The organism is Streptomyces sp. Xyl84, from assembly GCF_059731885.1.
The window spans coordinates 118,559-139,545 of the sequence record NZ_AP029184.1 but is presented as its reverse complement, the minus strand read 5'-3'; the positions used below and the strand labels follow the sequence as shown (position 1 = coordinate 139,545).

The 20,987-nt window shown below is 70.7% G+C and carries 18 protein-coding genes, 2 pseudogenes and 2 CRISPR repeat arrays (1 of these 22 cut by a window edge); of the genes and pseudogenes, 4 read left to right on the top strand and 16 right to left on the bottom strand.

The genetic code is table 11. From position 1 onward, the window contains the following. Positions 1-4: 4 nt before the first annotated feature. From AC6I72_RS38665 to AC6I72_RS38655, 3 genes are all read right to left on the bottom strand, one after another. Complete coding sequence (locus AC6I72_RS38665; RefSeq protein ID WP_498006695.1) at positions 5-514, bottom strand: hypothetical protein; 510 nt, start codon at positions 512-514, stop codon at positions 5-7. Continuing rightward, positions 511-1,152: a Rossmann-fold NAD(P)-binding domain-containing protein gene (locus AC6I72_RS38660; protein WP_498006877.1), complete on the bottom strand. Its 642-nt coding sequence runs from the start codon at positions 1,150-1,152 to the stop codon at positions 511-513. The genes AC6I72_RS38665 and AC6I72_RS38660 overlap by 4 nt, the downstream gene beginning before the upstream one ends. 430 nt (positions 1,153-1,582) lie before the next feature. Further along, entirely contained in the window at positions 1,583-1,771 is a 189-nt protein-coding gene (locus AC6I72_RS38655) for a hypothetical protein (protein ID WP_498006693.1), read from the bottom strand. A 579-nt stretch (positions 1,772-2,350) separates the two neighbouring features. On the opposite strand from AC6I72_RS38655, the gene AC6I72_RS38650 reads away from it, so the two are divergent. Together AC6I72_RS38650 and AC6I72_RS38645 are read left to right on the top strand one after the other, a co-directional pair. Continuing rightward, positions 2,351-2,917 carry an RNA polymerase sigma factor gene (locus tag AC6I72_RS38650; protein WP_498006691.1) on the top strand — a complete coding sequence of 189 codons (567 nt, stop codon included), beginning with the start codon at positions 2,351-2,353 and terminating at the stop codon, positions 2,915-2,917. Beyond that, positions 2,917-3,807, top strand: a complete 891-nt coding sequence (locus AC6I72_RS38645) for a hypothetical protein (protein WP_498006689.1) — start codon at positions 2,917-2,919, stop codon at positions 3,805-3,807. Before AC6I72_RS38650 ends, AC6I72_RS38645 begins: the two co-directional genes overlap by 1 nt. On the opposite strand, the gene AC6I72_RS38640 is transcribed toward AC6I72_RS38645, so the two are convergent. The 3 genes and pseudogenes from AC6I72_RS38640 to AC6I72_RS38630 form a co-directional block, all read right to left on the bottom strand. Further along, positions 3,801-4,885 (bottom strand): IS630 family transposase gene (locus AC6I72_RS38640; protein WP_498006538.1). Its coding sequence is split into 2 segments (ribosomal slippage): positions 3,801-4,360 and positions 4,360-4,885, totalling 1,086 coding nucleotides; the frame shifts between segments, so codons are not numbered across the junction. The genes AC6I72_RS38645 and AC6I72_RS38640 overlap by 7 nt on opposite strands. A 406-nt stretch (positions 4,886-5,291) precedes the next feature. After that, positions 5,292-5,695 (bottom strand): annotated as a pseudogene (locus AC6I72_RS38635) ((2Fe-2S) ferredoxin domain-containing protein); the annotation flags it as partial. After that, positions 5,692-6,129, bottom strand: a pseudogene (locus AC6I72_RS38630) (HAD-IC family P-type ATPase); the annotation flags it as partial. The pseudogenes AC6I72_RS38630 and AC6I72_RS38635, both read right to left, overlap by 4 nt. A 572-nt stretch (positions 6,130-6,701) precedes the next feature. Between AC6I72_RS38630 and AC6I72_RS38625 the strand changes: the two are divergent. Both AC6I72_RS38625 and AC6I72_RS38620 read left to right on the top strand, forming a co-directional pair. After that, positions 6,702-7,052 (top strand): recombinase family protein, encoded by a 351-nt coding sequence (locus AC6I72_RS38625; RefSeq protein ID WP_498006875.1) that lies wholly within the window; start codon positions 6,702-6,704, stop codon positions 7,050-7,052. Next, the gene (locus AC6I72_RS38620; RefSeq protein WP_498006687.1) at positions 6,967-7,935 is read left to right on the top strand and encodes a hypothetical protein; all 969 of its coding nucleotides are present in this window, start codon (positions 6,967-6,969) and stop codon (positions 7,933-7,935) included. Before AC6I72_RS38625 ends, AC6I72_RS38620 begins: the two co-directional genes overlap by 86 nt. A 29-nt stretch (positions 7,936-7,964) precedes the next feature. Here the strand turns inward: AC6I72_RS38620 and AC6I72_RS38615 are convergent, their stop codons facing one another. From AC6I72_RS38615 to cas3, 10 genes are all read right to left on the bottom strand, one after another. Beyond that, entirely contained in the window at positions 7,965-8,144 is a 180-nt protein-coding gene (locus AC6I72_RS38615; protein ID WP_498006685.1) for a hypothetical protein, read from the bottom strand. 81 nt (positions 8,145-8,225) lie between these two features. Next, positions 8,226-8,447: a hypothetical protein gene (locus tag AC6I72_RS38610; protein ID WP_498006683.1), complete on the bottom strand. Its 222-nt coding sequence runs from the start codon at positions 8,445-8,447 to the stop codon at positions 8,226-8,228. Between the two features lie 94 nt (positions 8,448-8,541). Continuing rightward, a CRISPR array of direct repeats spans positions 8,542-9,853; the repeat unit is 28 nt; unit sequence GAGCTACCCCCGCGGGCGCGGGGACGAC. Positions 9,854-9,874: 21 nt separating this feature from the next. After that, entirely contained in the window at positions 9,875-10,219 is a 345-nt protein-coding gene (cas2e, locus tag AC6I72_RS38605; protein WP_498006681.1) for a type I-E CRISPR-associated endoribonuclease Cas2e, read from the bottom strand. Next, a complete protein-coding gene (gene cas1e, locus AC6I72_RS38600) occupies positions 10,216-11,199 on the bottom strand; it encodes a type I-E CRISPR-associated endonuclease Cas1e (protein WP_498006679.1) in 984 nt (327 codons plus the stop codon). The genes cas2e and cas1e overlap by 4 nt, the downstream gene beginning before the upstream one ends. Further along, positions 11,192-11,977: a type I-E CRISPR-associated protein Cas6/Cse3/CasE gene (gene cas6e, locus AC6I72_RS38595; protein WP_498006677.1), complete on the bottom strand. Its 786-nt coding sequence runs from the start codon at positions 11,975-11,977 to the stop codon at positions 11,192-11,194. Before cas6e ends, cas1e begins: the two co-directional genes overlap by 8 nt. A 4-nt stretch (positions 11,978-11,981) precedes the next feature. Beyond that, entirely contained in the window at positions 11,982-12,782 is an 801-nt protein-coding gene (cas5e, locus tag AC6I72_RS38590) for a type I-E CRISPR-associated protein Cas5/CasD (protein WP_498006675.1), read from the bottom strand. Beyond that, positions 12,779-13,957 (bottom strand): type I-E CRISPR-associated protein Cas7/Cse4/CasC, encoded by a 1,179-nt coding sequence (gene cas7e / locus AC6I72_RS38585; RefSeq protein WP_498006673.1) that lies wholly within the window; start codon positions 13,955-13,957, stop codon positions 12,779-12,781. The genes cas5e and cas7e overlap by 4 nt, the downstream gene beginning before the upstream one ends. A 122-nt stretch (positions 13,958-14,079) precedes the next feature. After that, positions 14,080-15,258 (bottom strand): type I-E CRISPR-associated protein Cse2/CasB, encoded by a 1,179-nt coding sequence (gene casB / locus AC6I72_RS38580; RefSeq protein WP_498006672.1) that lies wholly within the window; start codon positions 15,256-15,258, stop codon positions 14,080-14,082. Continuing rightward, positions 15,255-16,946 carry a type I-E CRISPR-associated protein Cse1/CasA gene (gene casA, locus AC6I72_RS38575; protein WP_498006670.1) on the bottom strand — a complete coding sequence of 564 codons (1,692 nt, stop codon included), beginning with the start codon at positions 16,944-16,946 and terminating at the stop codon, positions 15,255-15,257. Before casA ends, casB begins: the two co-directional genes overlap by 4 nt. A gap of 332 nt (positions 16,947-17,278) precedes the next feature. Then, positions 17,279-20,233, bottom strand: a complete 2,955-nt coding sequence (gene cas3 / locus AC6I72_RS38570) for a CRISPR-associated helicase Cas3' (RefSeq protein ID WP_498006668.1) — start codon at positions 20,231-20,233, stop codon at positions 17,279-17,281. A gap of 156 nt (positions 20,234-20,389) precedes the next feature. Continuing rightward, positions 20,390-20,987: a CRISPR direct-repeat array (repeat unit 29 nt; unit sequence GGAGCTACCCCCGCGCGTGCGGGGACGAC) (it continues 895 nt past the right edge of the window).

Genomic DNA, 20,987 nt, shown 5'->3' with positions numbered 1-20,987 from the left:
CCCTCTACGCTCCAGAGGCCCTGCCGGAGGACGCGACGGACCTCCGGCCGGGCCCCTGGGCGGAGGCGTGCAGCAGCGTCCAGCCGTCACGCAGCAGGGCCGCGCGGATCATCTCCCGGGCGATCCGCGCGGTGGCCAGTGCCAGCGGCTCGGCGGTGCGGCCGGCGAGGTGGACGTGGCCGCCGAGCTGCTCGGAGCGGTAGGCGAGGCCCTCGTCCGGGGAGACGCCGGTGACGGTGCCGGTGCTGTCCCGGGCGAGCAGCAGCCGGGCCTTGGCGTAGGTGACCTCGTCGTGGGGGCACGAGTCGACCAGCGCGGCGAGGTCCGTGTACGCCTTTTCGTCGAGGTCGGCCGTGACCAGCGGCCCGGCGCAGACGCTGCTGGCGGGAACCTCGAAGGCGTTCCACCACGGTCCGAAGTAACGTCGGGCCCAGTCGGTGACGAAGGCGGTGTTGCTGAGTACGGTCACGCTCGCGTCCGCGGCCTGCAGCCGGGTGGCGGTGGGGGTACTCACGTCGTCTCCATGAAGGTTGGGGATGGGGCAGGTAGGCCGAGCGCCTGGTAGGCGCCACGGAGTTTGATGAGGGTCGCGGCCAGTTGCGCGTCTTCGTCCGCATCCAGGGAAGGCAGGCACGCTACGGGCTGGCCGGAGGTGAAGCGCAACGGAATTCCGAGCCCGTCACCGCGGTGGTGGCAGGTCAGTTCCTCGGTGCCGTCGACCAAGCCCAGGGCCTTGCGCAGGGTGGAGAGCACGGCACCGGCGGGACCGGAGCGGGTGCGGCCGACCCCGGCGCTGATCCGTCCGGGGCGGGTACGCAGTTCCGCGCGTACCCGCGGCAGGGGGACGGTGGCGGGCGTGCCGTTGACGGTGGTCGACGATGCGCAGACCACGGCGCCGTCGCCGTGTTCGCCGATCACGTGCCCGCGCACGGCCTCGGCCGGCACGTCGAGGAGGCGGGCAAGGGTGAGCCGGTAGCGGGCGGAGTCGAGGTTCGAGCCGATGCCGTACACGCGCGGGCAGCCGGAGGTCTCGGCGAACAGCCGGGTAATCACGTCGACGGGGTTGGTGACCATCAGCACGGTGCCCCGGTAGCCGCGCAGGCAGGTGGCGAGGGCACGGACGGCGGGGGCGTTCGCCGCGGCGCCGGCCATGCGCACGTCGGGCTGGTGTTGGTGAAGGCGGCGCGCACGGCGACGACGACGGCCGTGGAGTCGGCCAGGCCCTCCACGTCGCAGGCTTGGATCCGCACCCCAGGAGGCCGTGGCGTGGCGCATGTCGTCGAGGTCGGCAGCGAGCGCCACCGCTTGGTCCAGGACGCGGGAGGCAACCGGCAGCCGCCCAGGCAGGGTGGCGGCCACCGTCTGTCCGACCGCTCCGGCGCCGATCACGCCGACCGGTGCCGGCGTCACGCCGCAATCTCCTGCGCGTGGCCCAAGGCCATCTCCCACACCGTCCCGGTCCCGCCCGCAGCCCTGATGCCCGGCCTGGCCGCCCAGCGCACCGAGGCGCGGCGGGTGTTGGCAGGACGCCGCCGGGCGGCGAAGTGCTGCGCCGCGTCGTCCAAAGCATCCAGACGCTCGGTTAGCCGCACTGGTCCGGCAGCACGAGGGACGGGGCGGTGACGAGGGAGGCCAGGAGGTGCGGAGCGGCCTCCGTGATCTGTGGGATCTGTTCGACCGGGGCGACCTTCAGCACCCCGAGCACGCGCAGCACGTCACCGCGCAGGTTGTTCGACGACCCCGCCGGGTCCTCCTCACGCTTCCCCGCCACCAGATGCGCCCGCCCCGTCGTTTGGCGCGCGCGGCCACCTGCCGGGCGCCGGCCGCGCCCGGCGACAGAGGGCACCCGGCCCCGGACCCGATGATCAGGCCAGGACGGGGCACGCCGAGCGGACTGCGCCGGGGGCGTACGCCGGACCCGGCCACCCGGCGCACTTGTGATGTGGATCACTCTCTATACGCATCGCTGCTGGTAGAGCGACTAATTGTGATGATCCGATGACGGTGTGTGCGAAGAAGTCGGGGCTGGCTGTAACCAGGACGGGGGTCTGGATCGGCATCAGGGCGGAACGCGACGCTGTTCCGTCCGGCCGGCCCCGTCGCCGCCGGGCTTCGATCTGGATCAAGAAGGAGGCTTCGTGGGGCCCATTCGGACCCGGTACACGCACGGCTCGGCCTGCGCCTATCGGACGACCACTGCGTGCTCCGGAGCCATCGAACAGCCTGCCGTCGGCACCGACGACCAGGCTTGCTCCATCCTCGGTCAACGTCGGCGTGACCGGTGGCTCTCCCGGCGCCGTCCGGCCGCGCCGCCGCACCCCGGCGACAGCCCGGCAGCGCGGGGGGACCGATGAACGATCCGTTCGGCAAAGAACACGACCTGGTGGGGCCCGACCCCGAACCCTCGGGAATCGACCCCCAGGGTGAGCGCTTCTTCCGGGAGCACATGGACCTCTTCATGCGCATAGCCACCTACCGACTCCGCAACCCTCATGATGCCGAAGACGCCGTCATGAACGCCGTACTGAACATGCATCGAAGGATCGAACGCATCCGCGCCGCCGCGAACCCGACGGGACTCGCGATCAAGATGCTGCAGGACTCGATCACCGACTACTCCCGCCGCAGCGTCCGGCGCTCCGACTGCGAGCACCTGGTACCCGAGATGCCCATGAGCTCATACCTGATGGAGCTGGGCCGCTACGACCGGCTCGACAGGGCGATGGAGGCACTGGAGATCCTCTCGCCCGTCCAGGCCCAGTGCGTGCAGCTGCACGTACTGGGGGAACTGCCCTACGCCCAGGTCGCCGAGATCGTCGGCATCACCGAGAGCGCAGCGAAGACCAACGCGTTCCGCGGGCGGAAACAGCTGGAGCACATGCTCACGGAACTTCCAGAGGAGAAAGGGGACTCCTGATGCCGGAAGACCTCCTGAACCAGCAGACCGGAACTGTCCACGAGAAGGCCGCTCGTCACCCCGGAGGGGCCGAGGACGGCCCCTCCGGGGCCGCCGGACCGGACGAATTCCCGGACGGAGCGGGAACGGGGGGCGCGGCGGAACTGCTGGCCCGCCAGGCCGAGGCGATCCGCGCACAGGTCCTGTGTCACAGCACCGAGGACTTCATGCAGCGTCTCGCAGCGCGGATCGCATCCGAGGCCAGGCGGCCCGCACGCGTCCAGTACGCGTCCGCGGGCACGGCCGCCGACGCGGATCCCCTCTACACGGAGGAGAGCGCGGAGATCACTCAGCTCGCACCGCCGACCCCCGGCCCGTCACCGCGGACAGTCCGGCCTGGGGCGCGCCCCCATCTCCGGCCGCCGCGGTCGCGCCGACGGCGGCCGACTCCCATCAATCCCGTCGACCTCAAAGCCAGCCAGTACCTTGCCTTCAGCTACGTGACAGAGCTGTGCAACACCGTCCTGTGCTCCACGGAGATCGACACTCTCGCCGCATTCGCAGCCGACTACGACGAGGCCGGCGCCCGGACCTTCGGATGCCTGCTCTACAGCCTCGACAAACGCGAGTCCGCAACCTACTGGTGGCGCTTCGCCGCCGGCGCCGGCGACGCACTCGCCGCGCACCTTCTCGCCGCCCACCACGCGGCGACCGGCCCCAGCGCCGACTCCCGCGCATGGTGGGCCTTCGCCCGCCTGCTCGGATTCCGGCCGGACCGGCACGTACCCCAGCCGGTCCGGCACCGCACCGAACTCGCACCGAACTTCACCCGCGAGATCCCCATGCGACAAGAAGCCCGGGCCTTCCTGCGCCACCCCCGATTGCCTACCGGACTCATGGCCCGCTACTGAGCTTGTTGGCGTGGTGTCGTCAGGGTGAGGCCGGTTTCGGCGAGGCATCCGTCGATGAGGTTGCTGCGGTACTGGATCTGGCGGAGGCCATGCCGGAGGGTGCGTATCAGGTGGTCTGGGTCGGTGAAGGCGGTGTTGGCCTGGCTGGTGCGTCGTAGCAGTGACCAGAGGCCCTCGACCGGGTTGAGGTCGGGGGCGTAGGCCGGCAGGAAGTAGCAGGTGATCCAGTCGTGAGCGTCGATGAACGCTCTCAGCCGGGCGTCCTTGTGGACGTTCAGGTTGTCCCAGACGAGCACGATGGGGGCACCGAGCTGCTGGTGGGCGGCGATGAGCAGGTCGCGGTAATCGGTCCAGGTGAAACTGCGTCTGCCGCCCCGCTTGTGATCGACGTGCCGCTTGGGCCGGTAGATCAGGCGTGAGCGTTCGCCCGGCTTGTAGCAGGCCAGGGCCGCGATGGAGAAGCGGCGCTGGGAGCGTCCCCGCACGCGGATGAGGGGTGTGTGACCGCGCTGGGCCCAGGTTCGCGTGGTGGGCGGCGTCATCGAGAAGCCGGCTTCGTCTTCGAAGCACAGCCAGGCCCCGAGCGCCGCCGCGGTGTTTCCACGTGGGGCCAGGTCTCCTTCACCCAGCCTGTGACGGCTTCTTCGTTGCGCTCCACAGCGCGGCGGGCGGGGACCTGGTGGCTGAAGCCGTGCCGGTGCAGCATCTTCGCGATGGCCGAGAGGGACATGCTCTTGTGGAACCGGCGCCCGATCAGCGTCTTGATCCGCGTCAGCGTCCAGATCTGGTCCGGCCAGCCGTGTGCGACCGGGCCCCTGGCCAGCTCCTGTTCCAGTACCGCGAACAGCTGCTCGCTCAGTTTGGGCAGCGACACCGGACCCATCGAGCGAAGACCGCCCGCGCCTGCGTCCTGCCAGGCCAGGCGCCACCGCTGAACGGAGCGCACGCTCACCCGTAAGTCCTTGGCGACCTCGGCGTTGGAGGCGCCGGCGCCGAACCGTTCGGCGGCCTCCATCCGGATCCGCTCACGAAACGCCTGCCGTTCAGGCGTCAGCCCACCACCCTGCGGATACCTCATACAACCGGCATACCGCGACGATCACACCCCGTCAGCCCCAACGACAACACGCCAACAAACTCAGTAACCCGACCCAGCGCCCCACAACCCGGCGTCGGCACGGCCACTGTGCCGCCCGACGCCTAGAAGGCATGCCCATGAACAACATCATCGAGAACGTCATCGCTGGTCTCATCGTGGCCGCAGTCGCCTGGGGAGCGGCGCGCGCCTGGACCCGCTGGCACCGCAGGGAGCACACGGACTAGACCAGCCCCCGGGGCCGACACACAACAGGCGTCCCGGACCGAAGTCGGCTCGGGGGAACCGCGGCGCTCTGAGCATGTACGTCCCCAGGGGACACTGACCGTCGCCGCCGAAGCGCCCGGGGCACGCGGTGCCAGCACTGGTCCCGCAGGGGCAGGGGCCAGTCGTCGACGGCTTGGCGGATACGGCGGGAGGGGGTGAAGGCGTACAGGTCGAGCACGCCGGGCGGGTCGGCGAGCCCGGGGCCGCCCGCCGGGATCCAGGTGGCAATGTCGTCGGCGGCGTCGGGGTCGTTGACCAGGCCCAGCCAGACCGGGCGCCCGCCGGCGGCCCGTCCGGCGGCGCAGGGCTGGATGACGATGACGTTGGCGTGCTCGCAGGCGTCCAGACAGCCGGTCACCCGCATCTGCGTGGTCCCCTCCAGCGCGCGGCGCAGCCCGGCCAGCTGCGCGGCGTGGTCAATGCTGCCGGATCTTGACCGTGCCGCAGCAGCAGCCGCGGCAGACGGGGACGGTGCAGCGGGCCGCCCCCTGTGGTGGGGGCGGTTTTGCGGGCGCGGCGACTCATTCGGCGTCCCCGGCGGCGCGGGCGCGGCGCCAGGCGCCGTCGGCGAGCAGGCGCAGGCCGTTGAGGCCGACGATGACGGTGGAGCCTTCGTGGCCGGCGACACCGAGCGGCAGAGGCAGGGTGCCCACCAGGTCCCAGATGGCCAGGCCGGTGATGAACACTGCGGCGATCACGAGGTTTTGCACCACGAGCGTGCGGGCCCGTCGGGAGAGGCGGACGAGGGTGGGGATGGTGGCCAGTTCGTCGCGGACGACGACGGCGTCGGCGGTCTCCAGGGCCAGGTCGGAGCCGGCCTGGGCCATGGCGATGCCGGTGTGGGCGGCGGCGAGTGCGGGGGCGTCGTTGACGCCGTCGCCGACCACCAGCACCTTGCGGCCGGCCTGCTCCATCTCCCGTACGGCGGCCACTTTGTCCTGCGGGAGAAGGCCCTCCCGCAGCCCCTCGACCGCACACAGCGACAGCGTGGCACCACCGTGACGAACGACTAGTAGTGCTTGGTCATCCAGCCACCGTGGGTTCCCGGTCGGCCCCGAGGTCGAGGCGCATGGCGTCACGAAGTCGAGTAAGTGCAGCCTCGTACTCGGCGCGGCCACGCGAGTACGCCTCGTCCCCAGCGAGGGTGCCCGCCCGGCGAGATCCCGCATGTCACGGAGCCGGCGAAAAGCGTTCTCGGATGCGACGGACACGTTCGTCGCGGCCGTGATCGACATCTGGTAGCGCACGCCGTAGCACGGAGCGAAGCTGTCGCGGGCGGAGCGCTCTCGTTCGGCCAGGTCCACGGTCTGGTTGCGGGCCAGGCTACGGAAGTCGTTACGGGCCTGAGGGAGACACGCGAGGTACTCGCCGTACGGGACACGTCGTGCGCTGATGAGGCGGTCGTCCTGTTCCAGGCGCCGACTACGGCACTGGCCAGTGTTGTCCAAGGCATGGCCAGAGGGTAGGACGCGTGCCAGCACGCCAAAAGCGTGCTGACCGCCGAACACTCAGTCGGCCACCCGTGCGCAACATGGTCGCCGCCCTGCGCGTGCGCGGGGTCGGCTTCACCTCGCTGCACGAACGGCTCGACCCCACGACACCGGGCGGAAGGGTGATCTTCCCCGTCTTTGCAGCCCTCGCCCAGTTCATCCGCGGGCTCATGGTGCAGGGCACGAACGAGGGCTTGGCCACATCGGACGACAGCAGGCCAGGGAAGGGCTGGAAACCGTCGCGTCACCTCAAGTCCCGGTGGGGAGATATGGGCGGTCACATGCTCCGAGTAATCAGGGGGTCACGTGGGGTGGAAAGAAGCGTTCGGCGAGGCCATGAGGGAACTGGAGGCGATACGACAGCAACTCGCACGTCTCGATCGTCTCGATGACCCGACGGTCGGGCTGACCGCGCTGCACGGTGACGTCACGCAGAGCCGCCTGAAGATCCTGGAGCAGCTCCAGGCGGGTGTCACCGGATTGCGGGAGGAGAACCGGGAGGTCCGTCGCCGTCAGGACCGGATGATCAGCGACCTGAACGAGACGCGAGGCGAGCTCCGGCAGCTCTTGGACCTTGTCGACTTTCTGCGTCCTTTCGTTCCGTCCGAGGGGGCGGGTGGCCCGCCCGGCGAGGGCACGCAGGCCTATCCCGGGGAGAGTGCACAGCTACCCGAACCCGAGGCCGGCTACGGCACGTACGCCGACACCGAAGGTCATCCGCCTGTCTCAACCGACACCGACTCCCAGGGGGGAACCATGGAGAACACCGGGCACCGGCCGCAGCCCGAGTCCGGCGAGGACCAGGACCTCGCGCTGAAGAGGGCCATCGAGGCTGCCTACCAGGGCACCGGCGCCCCTGCCGGTCAGCCCTCTGCCGCCACTCCGCAGGCATCCGCCGGCGCGGTGGATCCACAGGTCGCCCACGGCGTCCTGCTGCTGAAGGCCGCCGGTGTGGCCTCCTCCGAACTGATCGCGCACCGCGACACCTGGGAGTGGCTCGCCGCCCTGGCCGTCGACCACAGCCACTTCCGCACCCCGCCCTCGGTCGAGGACATCAAGGAAGGGCGCGTCCAGACCGTCCTGTCCGGACGCTCCCTCATCGCCCTGCTCATCGAGCTGTGGAACACCCGCTCCACCGCCCCCCCGCTGCAGGGCGACTGGGCACTGGCCATGACCACCTACAACCGCATCGCCGCCGAACTCACCGGTGTCGCCGGGCAGGGCGAGACGATCCGCATTGTCCTGGACGACGGCCTGCCCCACGAGGGCGACTGACCGGTGCCCGGCGGCTCCGACGCCTGGGGTCACACCATCTGCTGGATCCAGTAGCTGACCAAGCTGGCGATGGCCAGCCCGGTGCCGTAGGCGAGACCGCGCACGAAGTGCCCTGCGGCAGCGCGGCGCTGAGCCCGGGTCCACGGGCGGCGCCGGGAGGGGGGCCGCTGGTCGTTCGGCGAAGCAGGGGAAGTGGTCAGGGAAGCCAATCCCTTCTGGGGAACATGCCGAAGGGAGCCACCCGGGTCAGAGCGGTGCCCGGGAAGGCTCCCTTCGGCGGTGGGTCGCGGTCAGTGGCTGGTGAGTTCGCGCAGGCGGTCCGCGAGACGGCGGTCGGGCCGGCCCAGCAGGCCGTCGTCGTCGGCCAGGCGGTCGACCTCTTCCCGTAGGCCGCCGATGGGGACCACCCGGTGAGCGCCGGTGCGGGCGCGGTACCCGGCGAAGTTCTCCAGCACCTCGATCAGCGTCGTCCTCTCGCCGATGCTCAGGTCGTCACCCTCCGCGTCGACCAAGGCGTCTTCGACCCTCGCCCACCAGGCGTCCGCTTCCCTCAGCTCTCCGTTGGTCAGGTGCTGGAGGTGGAGGCAGTAGGCGGCCGCGCCGAGGGAGCTACCCCCGCGGGCGCGGGGACGACGTAGGCCATGCCCCGCGGACGCCCCGGAGGGCTGAGCTACCCCCGCGGGCGCGGGGACGACCGGGCGGTCGTCGAGGACGAGCCGATCTCGGAGGAGCTACCCCCGCGGGCGCGGGGACGACACCATGGACCGCGCCGCGCGGGTCAGATCCTCGGAGCTACCCCCGCGGGCGCGGGGACGACCCTGGTCGACCTCATGGCGCGGCTGCTGACCGACGAGCTACCCCCGCGGGCGCGGGGACGACGGGCGCGGAAACCGGACGGGATCACTCGCAGATGAGCTACCCCCGCGGGCGCGGGGACGACTCGATGATCGTGGCGTCCCCGACCCCGGTGACCGAGCTACCCCCGCGGGCGCGGGGACGACTCGACGGGCCTGGGCAACCTGCGCCAGGTGAAGGAGCTACCCCCGCGGGCGCGGGGACGACTCAAGCCGGGCGAGATGCGGCCCGGCGATCTCGGAGCTACCCCCGCGGGCGCGGGGACGACAGGTCGGTGCCGGCGGTGTCGATGTCCTCGTAGGAGCTACCCCCGCGGGCGCGGGGACGACTCACCAGCGCTATGACCGGTAATAAGGGCACGGGAGCTACCCCCGCGGGCGCGGGGACGACACGCTGACGCCTCCGCGCCACAGCGGCCCGCTGGAGCTACCCCCGCGGGCGCGGGGACGACAAACTGCGCCGGGACTCCCAGGACACCTACGCGGAGCTACCCCCGCGGGCGCGGGGACGACTTCCGGGTAAATCCGGTGGCAGACCTGATCAGGGAGCTACCCCCGCGGGCGCGGGGACGACCACAAGCTGATCGCGCCGAATCTCCTGACGCGGGAGCTACCCCCGCGGGCGCGGGGACGACAGCCTTGAGCTGCTCAGGATGGCGTCGGCCGAGGAGCTACCCCCGCGGGCGCGGGGACGACCACTCCAGTCCGAGGTCGGCCAACTGCCGGAGCGAGCTACCCCCGCGGGCGCGGGGACGACTGAACCGGGTGCTGCCGCACAGGACAACTACGGGGAGCTACCCCCGCGGGCGCGGGGACGACGGTGTCCAGCAGATCCCGGCGACTGGCAGCCATGAGCTACCCCCGCGGGCGCGGGGACGACGCGGGAGGTAGCGCTGGGTGGCGCTCATGGATCGAGCTACCCCCGCGGGCGCGGGGACGACCCTGGGCGAGATCATCGAACAGGGTCTGGACCGGAGCTACCCCCGCGGGCGCGGGGACGACGCAGCGCGGTATGACCATCGAGACGCGGGCCCGGGAGCTACCCCCGCGGGCGCGGGGACGACACTTCGTGACCTGCGGCTTAGTCAGGTGGGGAGGCCATTTTGCTTTACCTCGTTCGTGGGTCGCCAGGGTTGTCCGTTCTGGCGGGGTCGGGCTATGAGGGTTAGGCCGTCGAAGTCGACGGGCGTCCACCGGTTGCGGCCGGCGGTGCGGACGGACCAGCCCTGTTCTGTGGTTGATGGTTCGATCATGACGGCTTGGCCGTCGTGGATGCGCTCGGTGAGGACGTTCCAAAGTCGCTCGCGGATCCGGGGGTTGGGGCTGCCGACGTAGACGCCGGCGGCTACTTCGACGAACCAGCGGGTGAGGTGCCCTCGGAGCCCGGGTGGCGCTGCGATGAGCACGACAACGGTCGTCCCGGCGCTCATGGGGCCGTCTCCGTGGAGGCGTGGTCGGTGGGTTCAGGAATGAGGTCGAGGTGGTGTGTGGCGCTCCAGTTGCGTCCGCTGCTGACGACGGTGTCGCCGTCGTCCCAGAGGGCGCCGAGGTCCTCGTCCGACAAGTCGCTGTCGTCGGGGACGAGGAGTTGTTTGATGTCGTCGACAATGCGGGGCAGGAGTTTGCCGCGCGTAACGGCGTCCCGTAGAGCGGTACGTGCGTCACGTTCTGAGGTGAGGCCCTGCGCGGCGAGGTCGAAGGCGAGGGGGATGGTGTATTCGGCTTTGTAGAGGTCGGCGATGTCCAGGACGAAGGAGAGGGCGTTGCCGGTGTGGACGAAGCCGAGGGCGGGGCTGGCGCCGAGTCCGGTGATGGCTGCGTGGCAGATGCCGTAGAGGGCTGAGTTTGTGGCGGACAGGAGGCGGTTCACGTCGTCGCCGGCGGCGAAGGCGTCGCCTGGTTTGTAGTCGCGTTTGGTCCAGGGCACTCCTGTGCGTTCGGCGTGCTGGGCGTAGAGCCGGCGGATGCGGGTGCCCTCGCGGCCGCGGAGCTGCTGGAGGGTCAGGCCGGTGGTGTCCTCGCCGGGGAAGCGCATGGCGTACATGCGGCGGGCGACGGCGACGCGTTCTTTGGGGCGGGTGACCAGCCAGGCTTGGCGGAGCTGGAGTTGGGAGCCGCGGGTGGTGCTGGTTCCGGCGGCGTAGAGGCGTACGCCCTGCTCACCGACCCAGCACACGGCGGTGCCGGAATCGGCGAGCAGGGTGACAGCGGGGTGGGTGATGCGGCTGCCGGGTCCGATGAGGAGGACGGCGAGCCAGGCGGCCGGGACGTGGACGGTGCGGGTCTTGTTGACCAGGACGATGGCGTTGTCGTCCCGGTCGATGTGGCAGCGTTCGGCGTAGAGGCTGGTGATGCGGTCCTCGAGCCGGTGGAGGTCTTGGGGCCCGGTCCGCCACCAGGGTTCAGCCACGGCTCGCCTCGGTGGTGCGCAGCGGGGCGAGGGTGAGCAGGCCCTGGCCGTAGCCCTTGGCGGGCCCGATGCCGTGAAGGAGGGCGGTGCGCAGGGCGTCGGGGTCGGTGATGCGGAGGTGTCCTTCGAAGGTTGCGGTGGACAGGGTGATGCGGGGGCCGTCGTGGCGTTTGCGGAAGCGGAGGATGTCGCGGCTGACGAGGGTCACTGCGGGCCCTGCCGACAGGGACTGGTCCTCGGTCTGCAGGCCGGGGGCGGGGGGTGCGGCAGTCGCGTCGGGGATGCTGAAGCCGTGGCGTTCACACCGCTTGAGGAGCCAGTCGATCTGCTGGGCGGCGGTGCGGTGGGCGACGCGGAAGCCGCGGTGCCGGCTGCCGGCGTCGGCTCCTTCCTTCAGACGGGCGGTCTGCTGTTCGCTCGGCCGGTCGAGCCGGGGGGCGTTCTGGACGGGGTTGGCGGTGAGGCGGAAACCGAACTCGCGGCCGCGAGCGAGGCGGTCCAGGAGGGGGGCGTAGTCGGCGATGAGCGGTTCGCCTCCGTCGGCTCCGGGCCAGCCTGCGTCGTCGACGAGGTGGGCCCAGGAGGGGCGGCTTGTGGTGAGGACGAGGATTTCGGCCCGGTGGGGAGTGTTGCTGTCCAGGCGCCACAGAACGCGTTCGGTGACGGGCTGCACCGCCAGGCCGGAGAGGATTGCGGCGTGCAGGCGGTGCGGGCTGGCCAGCAGGGCCGCGGCGGCGCGGCGGCGCGGGTTGAGGGCGATTTTCGACAGGTAGGGCATGTGGTCACCAGCCCAGGAGGGCGAACGGGTCGTGGTCGGGCTGTCCGGCGATGCTGGTGGATGCGGCGGGGCCGGTCTGCTGGGTGCGGCCGGTGGGCACGGGGATCCAGAGGTGACGGACGGCGCGGCGGCCGAACCGGGTTCCGGTCTTGAGGTCGTAGGTGTCGGGGACGTCGGTGGTGAACCGGTCACCTGCCGGGTCTTCGACGGTGGCCTCCAGCGACACGGTGGCGCCCTGGGCCTGGCTGCGACGGTGGCTGCTCGCCTGCCACGGCACTTCCTTCAGGACTTCCTCCAGCCCGTTGTCGGCGTGGAGCCCGAGGCTGACGGGTCCCGTCGGCGGGCAGGAGCGGCGGCCCAGAGACAGTGGGAAGACGGGGTTGCGGACAGCTTCTTCCAGGCTCTGCAGGAGGGTTTGCGGGCCGCGGAGGGCGGCGACGAAGACAGCGTCCTGCAAGTAGAAACGCCGGGTGACGCTGGTGTACTTGGGCGGGGTGGTCCTGGTCTGCTGCCCTTTGGCGTTGGTCTTGGCCGACAGCAGCGGCAGCCCGCGGTAGTCGCTGGAGGTGTGGTAATCCCGCAGCAGGGTGCCGGGCTGGTCTGCCCGGACGCCGAGGTGCAGGCCGAGCAGATCGGTGAGGGAGGCTTCGCGGTCGCGGCCTTCGGCTGCGGCGAGCAGGCCCAGGACGCCGGACTTGGTGGGCTGGGGACGTGTTTCGCGCAGGTTGTAGCGGGAGGGGCCGCCCCACGCCTGGAGCGGGGCGGCCAGCCGCAGCACGAGGACGGCCTGGTTGGTGCCGGTCATCGGGCGTCGGCCTCCGGCTGCTCGGCGGGCGTGATCTCGCCGCTGGTGAGCCACTCGCCGACCAGTGCGCCGACGGAGTCGAGCAGGGCCGGGAAAGGAAGGGAGGAACCGAACACCTCGGTGATCTTGTCGCCTTCGGTGGTGTAGGTGGCCAAGGTGCGCAGCGGTTTGTTGCCCCAGGTCTCGCCGACCGCCTTGAGTTCGTCGGCGAGGCGCACGACGGACTCCGTCGCCAGGCCGGTGACGCCGGTGACGGGCTCCTCGTAGGCGGAGACAAGGTTCACCGGCTGGTCGGCGCGGACGGTCAGCAGCACCAGGTGGGGAAGGGTGCGGTGGGCGAAGGAGTTCTGGTGGCCGGTCGGCATGGACCGGGCGAACGCGTCGACGAACCGGACCGCCGTGCTGCGGGCCTCATCGGCGTCCGTGAGATTGTCCCGCAGCTGGTGCACGCCGAGGACGGCATAGCGGTACAAGGTGGATGAATTGAATTCGACAGTGCCGATCATCCCGGCACCATGGTCGTCGGTGTTCTCGTCATCGACAGCGGTGTAGTAGTCGAACTCGGTACGCACGGCATGGGTGGACAGAGCGTGCGCGACCTGGACAGCGGCATCGACGTTCAGAGCGGGCAGGTCGGCGACCATACGGCCGAACAGGGCGACCTCGGCCGGGTGCCCGGTGGACAGCGTCTGGACGACGGGGAGCTGCTTCACCTCGTTCTTCAGGTCGGCCTCGGACAGGGCGGCGAGCTCGGCGACCCGGCCGTCCAGAAGCCGGACCAGGGCGTCGAGCTGCTTCTTGCCGAAGAACAGCAGGTACGCGGACTGATCCTCCTTCTTGGCGGACTTGGTGACGCCGAGCGGCTCGAGCAGGGCGGCGGCGAGACGGCCGGCCTGCTCGCCGGTGAGGCCGGCGCCGCCCTCGGCGGCCGGGCGGGCAAGCCGCTCGGCGAGCAAGGTGGCGATCCGCTTGGTGCGGGTGGCCCGGTCGGCCTCCGGCGTGTGCCGGGCGTACTCGGTACGAGCGGCCCGCTTCCACGCCTGCGAGGAGACGCGGGCACGTCGGGCGCCGCCATAGACGGCCTGCTTGGGAGTGCCAGAGTCGTCCCGGTTCACGTTGGACGGCGGAAGGCTCTGCAGGATGTGAACCTCGACGAAGAGGGTGCGCTTGCTCATGGCAGGACTCCTTGAAGACATAAGACGCCCCCGGGAACGGGGCGTGAACGAAGTCGTATGGGCGCGGCCGGCGGCCCGGGCCGAGGGCCCGGTGCCGTGGACGGCCGGGTTGTCCGGTGAGGTCAGGAAGTGGCGGCGATGTGGAAGTCGCGGTCCCACCGCTGGCGCCATCCGGTGGCGGCGTCCGGGCGGCGGGGATCGTCCCAGGTCCGCAGAGCGGTACGGAGCAGGTCGTAATCGAGTCCGACTCCGGCCTGGTTCAGCAGCGGAACGAAGGACCGCAGGTGCATGGCGAGTTCACCGGCGTCGGCGGAAGTGAGCAGAACGCCGAAGCGTCGCTCCAGCGCCACAGCGCCGGCCCGGCCTTCGCCGCCAGCGGCAGCCTTCCGGGCGAGGAGACCGGCTGCCGTACCCGGGCTGTTCCCGGTCACGTGCATCGGCCGGCTGTGCGTCTGCTGGTGGCGGGCGAAGAGGGTGAGCGCGGTGTGCTCAGCCGCCAGGTCCCGGGTGAGAGATCCCTTGTCTCGCCACTCGGATGCCATGCGGGTGCGGTGGAACGGCCACATCGCGGCGACCGTGCCCGGCTCACGGCCGGTACCCGAGCGCAGCGCGGCCAGCTCCGCTCCGGCATCCGGGCCGCCCGGGTCGAACGTCACCCAGTACGGTGCCCGTTCTGGGGCGTCGCTCTCCCCGTCTGCCTCAGCCTGCGTGCCGGGATCGGTGTACTGCAGACCCCAGGACCGCAGCACCCGGTCCCTGCCCGCCTCGTCCCACCGGGCCAGCTCGCCGAACAGGCGCGTGTAGTCCAGGCCGATACCCGCCTGCCGCAAAAGCGGCACGAGCCGCTGAAGATGCTGCACCAACTCGTCGAGGTCCTGAGCGGTCGCGGCCGCCACCAGCCGCCGCTCCACGGCCCTCTGCGTCATCGCCTCACCGCGGCGCAGCAGCAGGCAAGCGGTGCCCAGACCCACACCCGGCCGGTGGACGGGTTCGGACGCGGCATGCTGATGCAGCCCGAACAAGGTGAGCGTGTGGTGCTCCGCGATGTAGCGGCCCGGCAGACGCTCGAAGCCGTCGTCCGGCAGAGGGACACGGTGAAGAGAGCGCATGGCCGCAACGGTGCCGGCTTCCCGCCCGACGCCCTCACGCAAGGCCCGCAGGTTCCGCGTGATGTACTCCGAAAATCCCGCCCGCCGCTTCTCCTCGCGACCACTCTGCCAGTCCTTGCCCACCTCCTCCCAGAAGAACAGCCGAGCCCGGCCCGCCGCAGAATGGACGGAGGTATCGCTGCTGGTCGTCATACTCCTGCCGCCTCCTCGAACGTGACACGGCGTTCCTCGGCGGCCAGCGGCAGGATGCCGGCAAGCGTCTTCCGGAAGACGCCGATGGCCTTACCACTGCGGTACACGAACTCCTTGTCGCCCTTCTTCACCGTGCGCCCCACCACAGCCCGCGGCGGAACCGCGGCAAGCAGAAAGCCGACCTCCCGGTCGGCAGCGATCTGCACGGACTGCTCCCACGCGAGCTGCGCGCGGTCCAGGAGCTCCTCGTCGTCCACATCGACCTTCTGCAGCCCGGCGAGCAGACGACGCATCGTCCCGTCGAGGGAGTGCAGGAACTGCGCGGACGGCCGGCTCCCCTTGTCACGGGGCAGCGGATCACCACCGGCGGCACGCCGCAGGTCGTTGTTGAGACCATCCAGAGCGCGGGCGACCTGATCCGCCTGCCCCACGCACTCCAGCACGATTTCACGCAGATCAGCGTCCTCGGCGAGCAGCGCCTGCACCGGCAGAGGCAGCTCGTCCCCGATGGCATTCTCGACCACCGCGGACTGCGTGCCGTACTCGAGCGCCGACGTCTCCACACCCAGCGGATACTGCCCGGACAACACCCCGCTGCCCCGCAGGTCTCCGATCTGGCGCAGCAGAAGAGAGGTGTAGGGACCGTCGCTCTGCACGGGCAGCGTCATTGCCAGGAGCGTGCCCAGGCCCTGCCAGGCAGCACGACCCGAGATGTGCCGGCGGGGCCGCCGGTGGGGCTGCCCCTTCTTCGGCTTCGCGGTGTGCTGCCACGCCGTGTGCGGCTCGGACTCAGGGGTCTGCATCAGCCGGTCGCCGGCCGACACGATCGCCCGGTGCACCCGCAGCCCCTGCTCCGTCTCGCGGGAGATCAGACGGATCCGGCGGGCCTGGAAGGTCAGCAGGTCCAGCAGCCCGGTCGCAGGACGCTCAGACCAGGCGGACCCAGCCGGTGACGTGCAGCCCAGACCGGCCGGGCGCTCGTCCCACGCCCACTGCGGCCGGTCCCCCGGCTCGAGCCCGTCGTCCATGATCGGCGTGTTCAGCAGCAGCGTCTCGTACAGCGTCCTCCCGGTGGGCACGATCACCCCGAGCTGACCGAGCGGCCCGGTCGGATTGCCCGTCGTCTTCCCGTTCTTCGCCTGTGGATCCCCTGCGGCGCCAGTCTTGATCGACGCCGTGTCCCAGCAGTGAGCGTGCAGCAGCCACAACACCGCCTCACCCGGCGTCAGCAGCAGCTCGTCGGCCTCGCTGAGCGCGCTGAACAAGGGCACATTGTTCCCGGACGCCACAGACGGCACCAGCTGAGCAGCCGTCTTCGTCTCCCCGTTCAACGCCTGCAGACCGGCAACCTGGGCAAACGGGCGCTCGGCGTCGAACAGACGGAACCGGTCCCCGTAGCGGTCACCCAGGTAGTGCGCGAGAACGTCTCGTTCAGCTGGTGAGAAGCGGCCGCGGCGGAACCGCTCACCCCACTCACCCCGGCTACGCGGCACGCCGAGGGCGTCGATCACCACAGGCAGCAGCAGATGCCGGAGCACCACCGGCAGCATCGTGTGCACCGGCAGCTCGAGACGACGGATGGTGTGAGCTTCACACATCGCATCCAGCAGGCCGACAGACGGCTGCCCGCCGTCCAGTGTGACGGTCCTGAGCCACGGTCCGTGGACGAGGTCTCCCTCGTCGGTCATGGCGGTTCCCCCCTCCATGTACTGACCCTCCTCGCGCCCCCCAGGACGCGTCGACCGGACAGCCAACTCTGCCGACACGTCGTTGAGTTGGCCCCTGACCGGTCCCGACAGCGTTGCAGCCAACGCTTGCTGTTTCAAGCGGAGTAGACAAATCAGTCGCAGATCGGCCGGGTTACAGCGATCCCGGCGACGGACGGGTACTCTGCGCACGGCTCGTGGAGCCGGAGCCCTCCCCGACGCCGGGGGTGTTCCCGCTTGCTGTTTCGCTCAGCACGAGAAGCTGTCCCCGCACGCGCGGGGTGAAGCGGTCCTGGCCCGGCTCCACAGCCGCTTCATCCCGCCTCTCGCGTGATGACCAGCCCGAGCACATCGTGATAGGACACCCGGTCCGCACCCAGCAGCCTTGTACCGTCCTCCTCCAGCACAAGCGCCAGGCGGTAACGGAGCCACGGCCTGTCGGCCCACCCGGGAAGCGGGCTCAGCTCAGCCCGGGCAGCATCCGTCAGCCGCGGAGGCAGACGAAGCGTGCCGCCCATCAGCCGGTCGGTCACCTCGTCGTCATCCACCTCGCCATGCACCCCGAGCCAGGTTCCGTCAACGGCCCGGTAACCCCCGGAAGCCCGCCGAACGAGGACCACTTCGACCGACGGGTCACCGTCACGGACAACGGCGTCGAGCTGCTCTTCGGAGGCAGCCCGGCTGCCGGCATAGTGGAGTCCCTCCAGGGTAGGAAACGCCCACTCCCGCCGACGGCACAGCAGGTACTCCTCCGCGTTCTTCTCCCGCACCCGCTCCTTCGCCTGCCACTCCTGCCAGGCGCCGGCCTCGTTCCAGCCTGCCGGGCAGACCTCGGCATCCCCGTAGGCCCGCGCCACCAACTCCGGCACGTCAGCGGGAATACTCCACCCCGATCCCGCGCACTCGTCCGCATCCGCCGCAGCGAGAGCGCCCGCAGCTTCCTCAAGCAGGGCAGCCGCCCGCAGCAGCGACCACCGGCCATAGATAAGCTCCGAGGCACGCAGAAACCGCGGCACTCCACTCCGCCCTGGCGCCACACCGGTGACCACCACACGGGGCACCCGGTGCGCAGCCGGACGACGGGTACCGCTGTGGCGGTGCAGCCGGCCGATGCGCTGCAGCAACAAGTCGACGGGCGCCAAGTCGGTGAACAGCACGTCGGCGTCCACGTCGAAGGACTGCTCGGCAAGCTGAGTGGCGATCACCACCATGCGCTCGGGCCGGCCTTCGCCGGCCCGTGGCCCCATCACACGCAAGCACTGCGCTGTCCGGTCCGCACGGTGGGCCGCGCACAGCCGAGCATGCAAAAGGTGCAGATCGCCGTCGAAGCCTCCCTCCCGCAGATCACGGTAGATCGCCTGAGCCCGGTCGACCTGGTTGACCACCACCAGCGCAACCCCGCCCCCGGCGACGGCCTGGCGCACGGCCGCAGCGACCCGCGCGCCTCCAAGGTCCGTATCGGGCAGCCAGGCCACCCGCACCGGCATCGGCTCCCGCCAGGACCGCACCACCTGACGGGACGTATCGGCGACGGCCCGGCCATCGACGCCATAGGCCGCCGTGACGCACGGATACCCGGCCGGCTCCGGCACCTCCTGATGCACGTCCGCCCTGCCGAGCACCCCCGACAGATAAGCGTCGACGAACCGCTGCCGCTGAGCGGGCGGCAGCGTCGCGGACAGCAGCACCACAGGTACCCCTGCCTGCCCCAGCCAGCGCAGCGCCTCGACGAGGAACTGCCGCATATAGACGTCCGCCGCATGCACCTCGTCCACAACGACGACCTTCCCGGCCAGCCCGGCGAACCGGAGCATGACGTGCCGGGTACGGGTCGCCGCGTGCAGAAGGTGGTCGACCGTGCCGACCGCGAACGCGGTGAGCAGGCCACGTTTGTCACCCAGGAACCAGGAGGCCGGACCGTTCACCCTGTCGTCGGTCCCCGGCTGTGCCCCAGACGGTGAGGGCGCCATGCCGTAATCGGCGTCCTCGTCGATCGCACCGAAGTCGTCGTCGGCCGTGTCGACATCGCCGTGGCTGACCCCGCCCTCGCATCCGCAACCACCGCCGTCGCCGTCGCCGTCGCCGTCCGGGCGAGTCTTCCCGTCCCAGATAGCCCGCCACCAGGCGTTGAACCGTCGGCGGCCGTGCAGAAGAGCGACCTGAGACTCCAGCTCCGGGTCGAAAGTGCGTACCCACTGCAGTACCTGCTCGTACATCGGGTCGCTCGTCGCCTGAGTCGGCATCGCCACGAACACCCCGTCCAGGCCGAACCGCGCCGCCAAAACCTCAGCGGCCGCAAGGGCAGCCTTCGTCTTCCCCTCCCCCATGGGAGCCTCCGCCACCAGCAGCCCCGGCACCGGCATCGACCATGCCCGCTCCACCAGCTCCTGCTGCGACGCCCGCGGCGTAACACCCAGCCGGTCGATCAGCGGCTCCATCGGATCCTCAGGCAGCGGCAGATCCCGCCAGCCGCCCCGCAGACGAAGCCGACTCCAAGCCGCTTCCGCACGGCGCCGCGACTCAGCGAAAGAGATCAGCCCGGCATCCGCCAGACCGGGGAACTGGCTGCTATCGCTGGCGATCCAGTCCGCCATGACGACCAAGCCCGACAAGGCCAGCTGTTCCGCCTTCCGCAGACTGCCCACCGGCCGCGCATCCGACAGACCCTCAAAGCCGACGGCGCGGGTGAAGACATCCACGACCGCCCGCTGAACATCCTCCCAGGCGGCGCCCCGGCCCTGAGCCCCGCGAGGCGGGTTCAGAGCAGCAGCCGACGGAAACGCCCCGTGATGCCCGGCGACCAGCGGCCACACCCAACCGGCAGCCTCCTCGTCGCCCCACTCGGCGATCAGCCGCGGCAACAGCAGAACAGCGCCAGCAACGTCATGACGCCACCGCTTGTTCCGGTCCGCCGACAGCCGCCCCCAAGACAGCCCCGCCGCCAGCACCGGCGCGGCCTCGACCGCGTCCATCGCCTGGAACGCCGGGCACGCCTTCCCGCAGTCATGGATACCGCACACCCACATGAACCACAATCGCCCCCGGCCACCGCTGATCTCATCCAGCCGCCGTCGGAACACCGCCGACACGTACCGGTCCCACATCACCCCCGCCACAGCAGCCGTGTCCAGCAGATGCCCCAGCAACAAATGCGTCCGCCCGCCATTGCGTGCCGCCGACTTCCCCCATAGCCGCGACACCCGCTCGACGACCTCCGGCGACAACCCCATCGCCCGCATCAACTCGACTACCGAAGCCTCGTCGTCCACGAAACCACCCCCAAATCCAGTGCCTCGGCACCATAGGCCCTGCCACTGACACTGAAGCCGACATGCAAGTTTCGGGAGCTCTCGACAATCTCCCCACCGAGCGACGGGCCTGGCGTGGGACGACGAGCGGGTGGGCGGATGGTGCGGGGCGGGTAGGGAGCTACCCCCGCGCGTGCGGGGACGACGTCAAGGAGCCCGAGGCGCCCGCGCGCTTCGAGGAGCTACCCCCGCGCGTGCGGGGACGACGGGGCGTCGAACCCCTCGGTGAGCACCATGCAGGAGCTACCCCCGCGCGTGCGGGGACGACCGGCTGTTGGTGAGCTGGAAGCCCACGACCGTGGAGCTACCCCCGCGCGTGCGGGGACGACCGGCTGTTGGTGAGCTGGAAGCCCACGACCGTGGAGCTACCCCCGCGCGTGCGGGGACGACGAGACCAGCGACGACGGCGGGCAGACGTGGGAGGAGCTACCCCCGCGCGTGCGGGGACGACGCTTCGGTGTTCTCCCCCGAGGCGACGACCAGGGAGCTACCCCCGCGCGTGCGGGGACGACATGCCGCCGTCGACGTCCAGGAGCGGCAGACCGGAGCTACCCCCGCGCGTGCGGGGACGACGGGGGCGGGGTGGGGACCTTGCGCTTGGCCCGCGAGCTACCCCCGCGCGTGCGGGGACGACATCAGAGACATGCGCGTCTCTCCCCTCGTCGTGGAGCTACCCCCGCGCGTGCGGGGACGACACCCACGCGGCGAAACCGAA

Bases quoted from the DNA above. Each gene is read 5' to 3' on its own strand.
- AC6I72_RS38660 (WP_498006877.1), bottom strand. From the start codon at position 1,152: ATGGCCGGCGCCGCGGCGAACGCCCCCGCCGTCCGTGCCCTCGCCACC.
- AC6I72_RS38650 (WP_498006691.1), top strand. From the start codon at position 2,351: ATGAACGATCCGTTCGGCAAAGAACACGACCTGGTGGGGCCCGACCCC.
- AC6I72_RS38645 (WP_498006689.1), top strand. From the start codon at position 2,917: ATGCCGGAAGACCTCCTGAACCAGCAGACCGGAACTGTCCACGAGAAG.
- AC6I72_RS38625 (WP_498006875.1), top strand. From the start codon at position 6,702: ATGGTCGCCGCCCTGCGCGTGCGCGGGGTCGGCTTCACCTCGCTGCAC.
- cas2e (WP_498006681.1), bottom strand. From the start codon at position 10,219: ATGAGCGCCGGGACGACCGTTGTCGTGCTCATCGCAGCGCCACCCGGG.
- cas6e (WP_498006677.1), bottom strand. From the start codon at position 11,977: ATGCCCTACCTGTCGAAAATCGCCCTCAACCCGCGCCGCCGCGCCGCC.
- cas5e (WP_498006675.1), bottom strand. From the start codon at position 12,782: ATGACCGGCACCAACCAGGCCGTCCTCGTGCTGCGGCTGGCCGCCCCG.
- cas7e (WP_498006673.1), bottom strand. From the start codon at position 13,957: ATGAGCAAGCGCACCCTCTTCGTCGAGGTTCACATCCTGCAGAGCCTT.
- casB (WP_498006672.1), bottom strand. From the start codon at position 15,258: ATGACGACCAGCAGCGATACCTCCGTCCATTCTGCGGCGGGCCGGGCT.
- casA (WP_498006670.1), bottom strand. From the start codon at position 16,946: ATGACCGACGAGGGAGACCTCGTCCACGGACCGTGGCTCAGGACCGTC.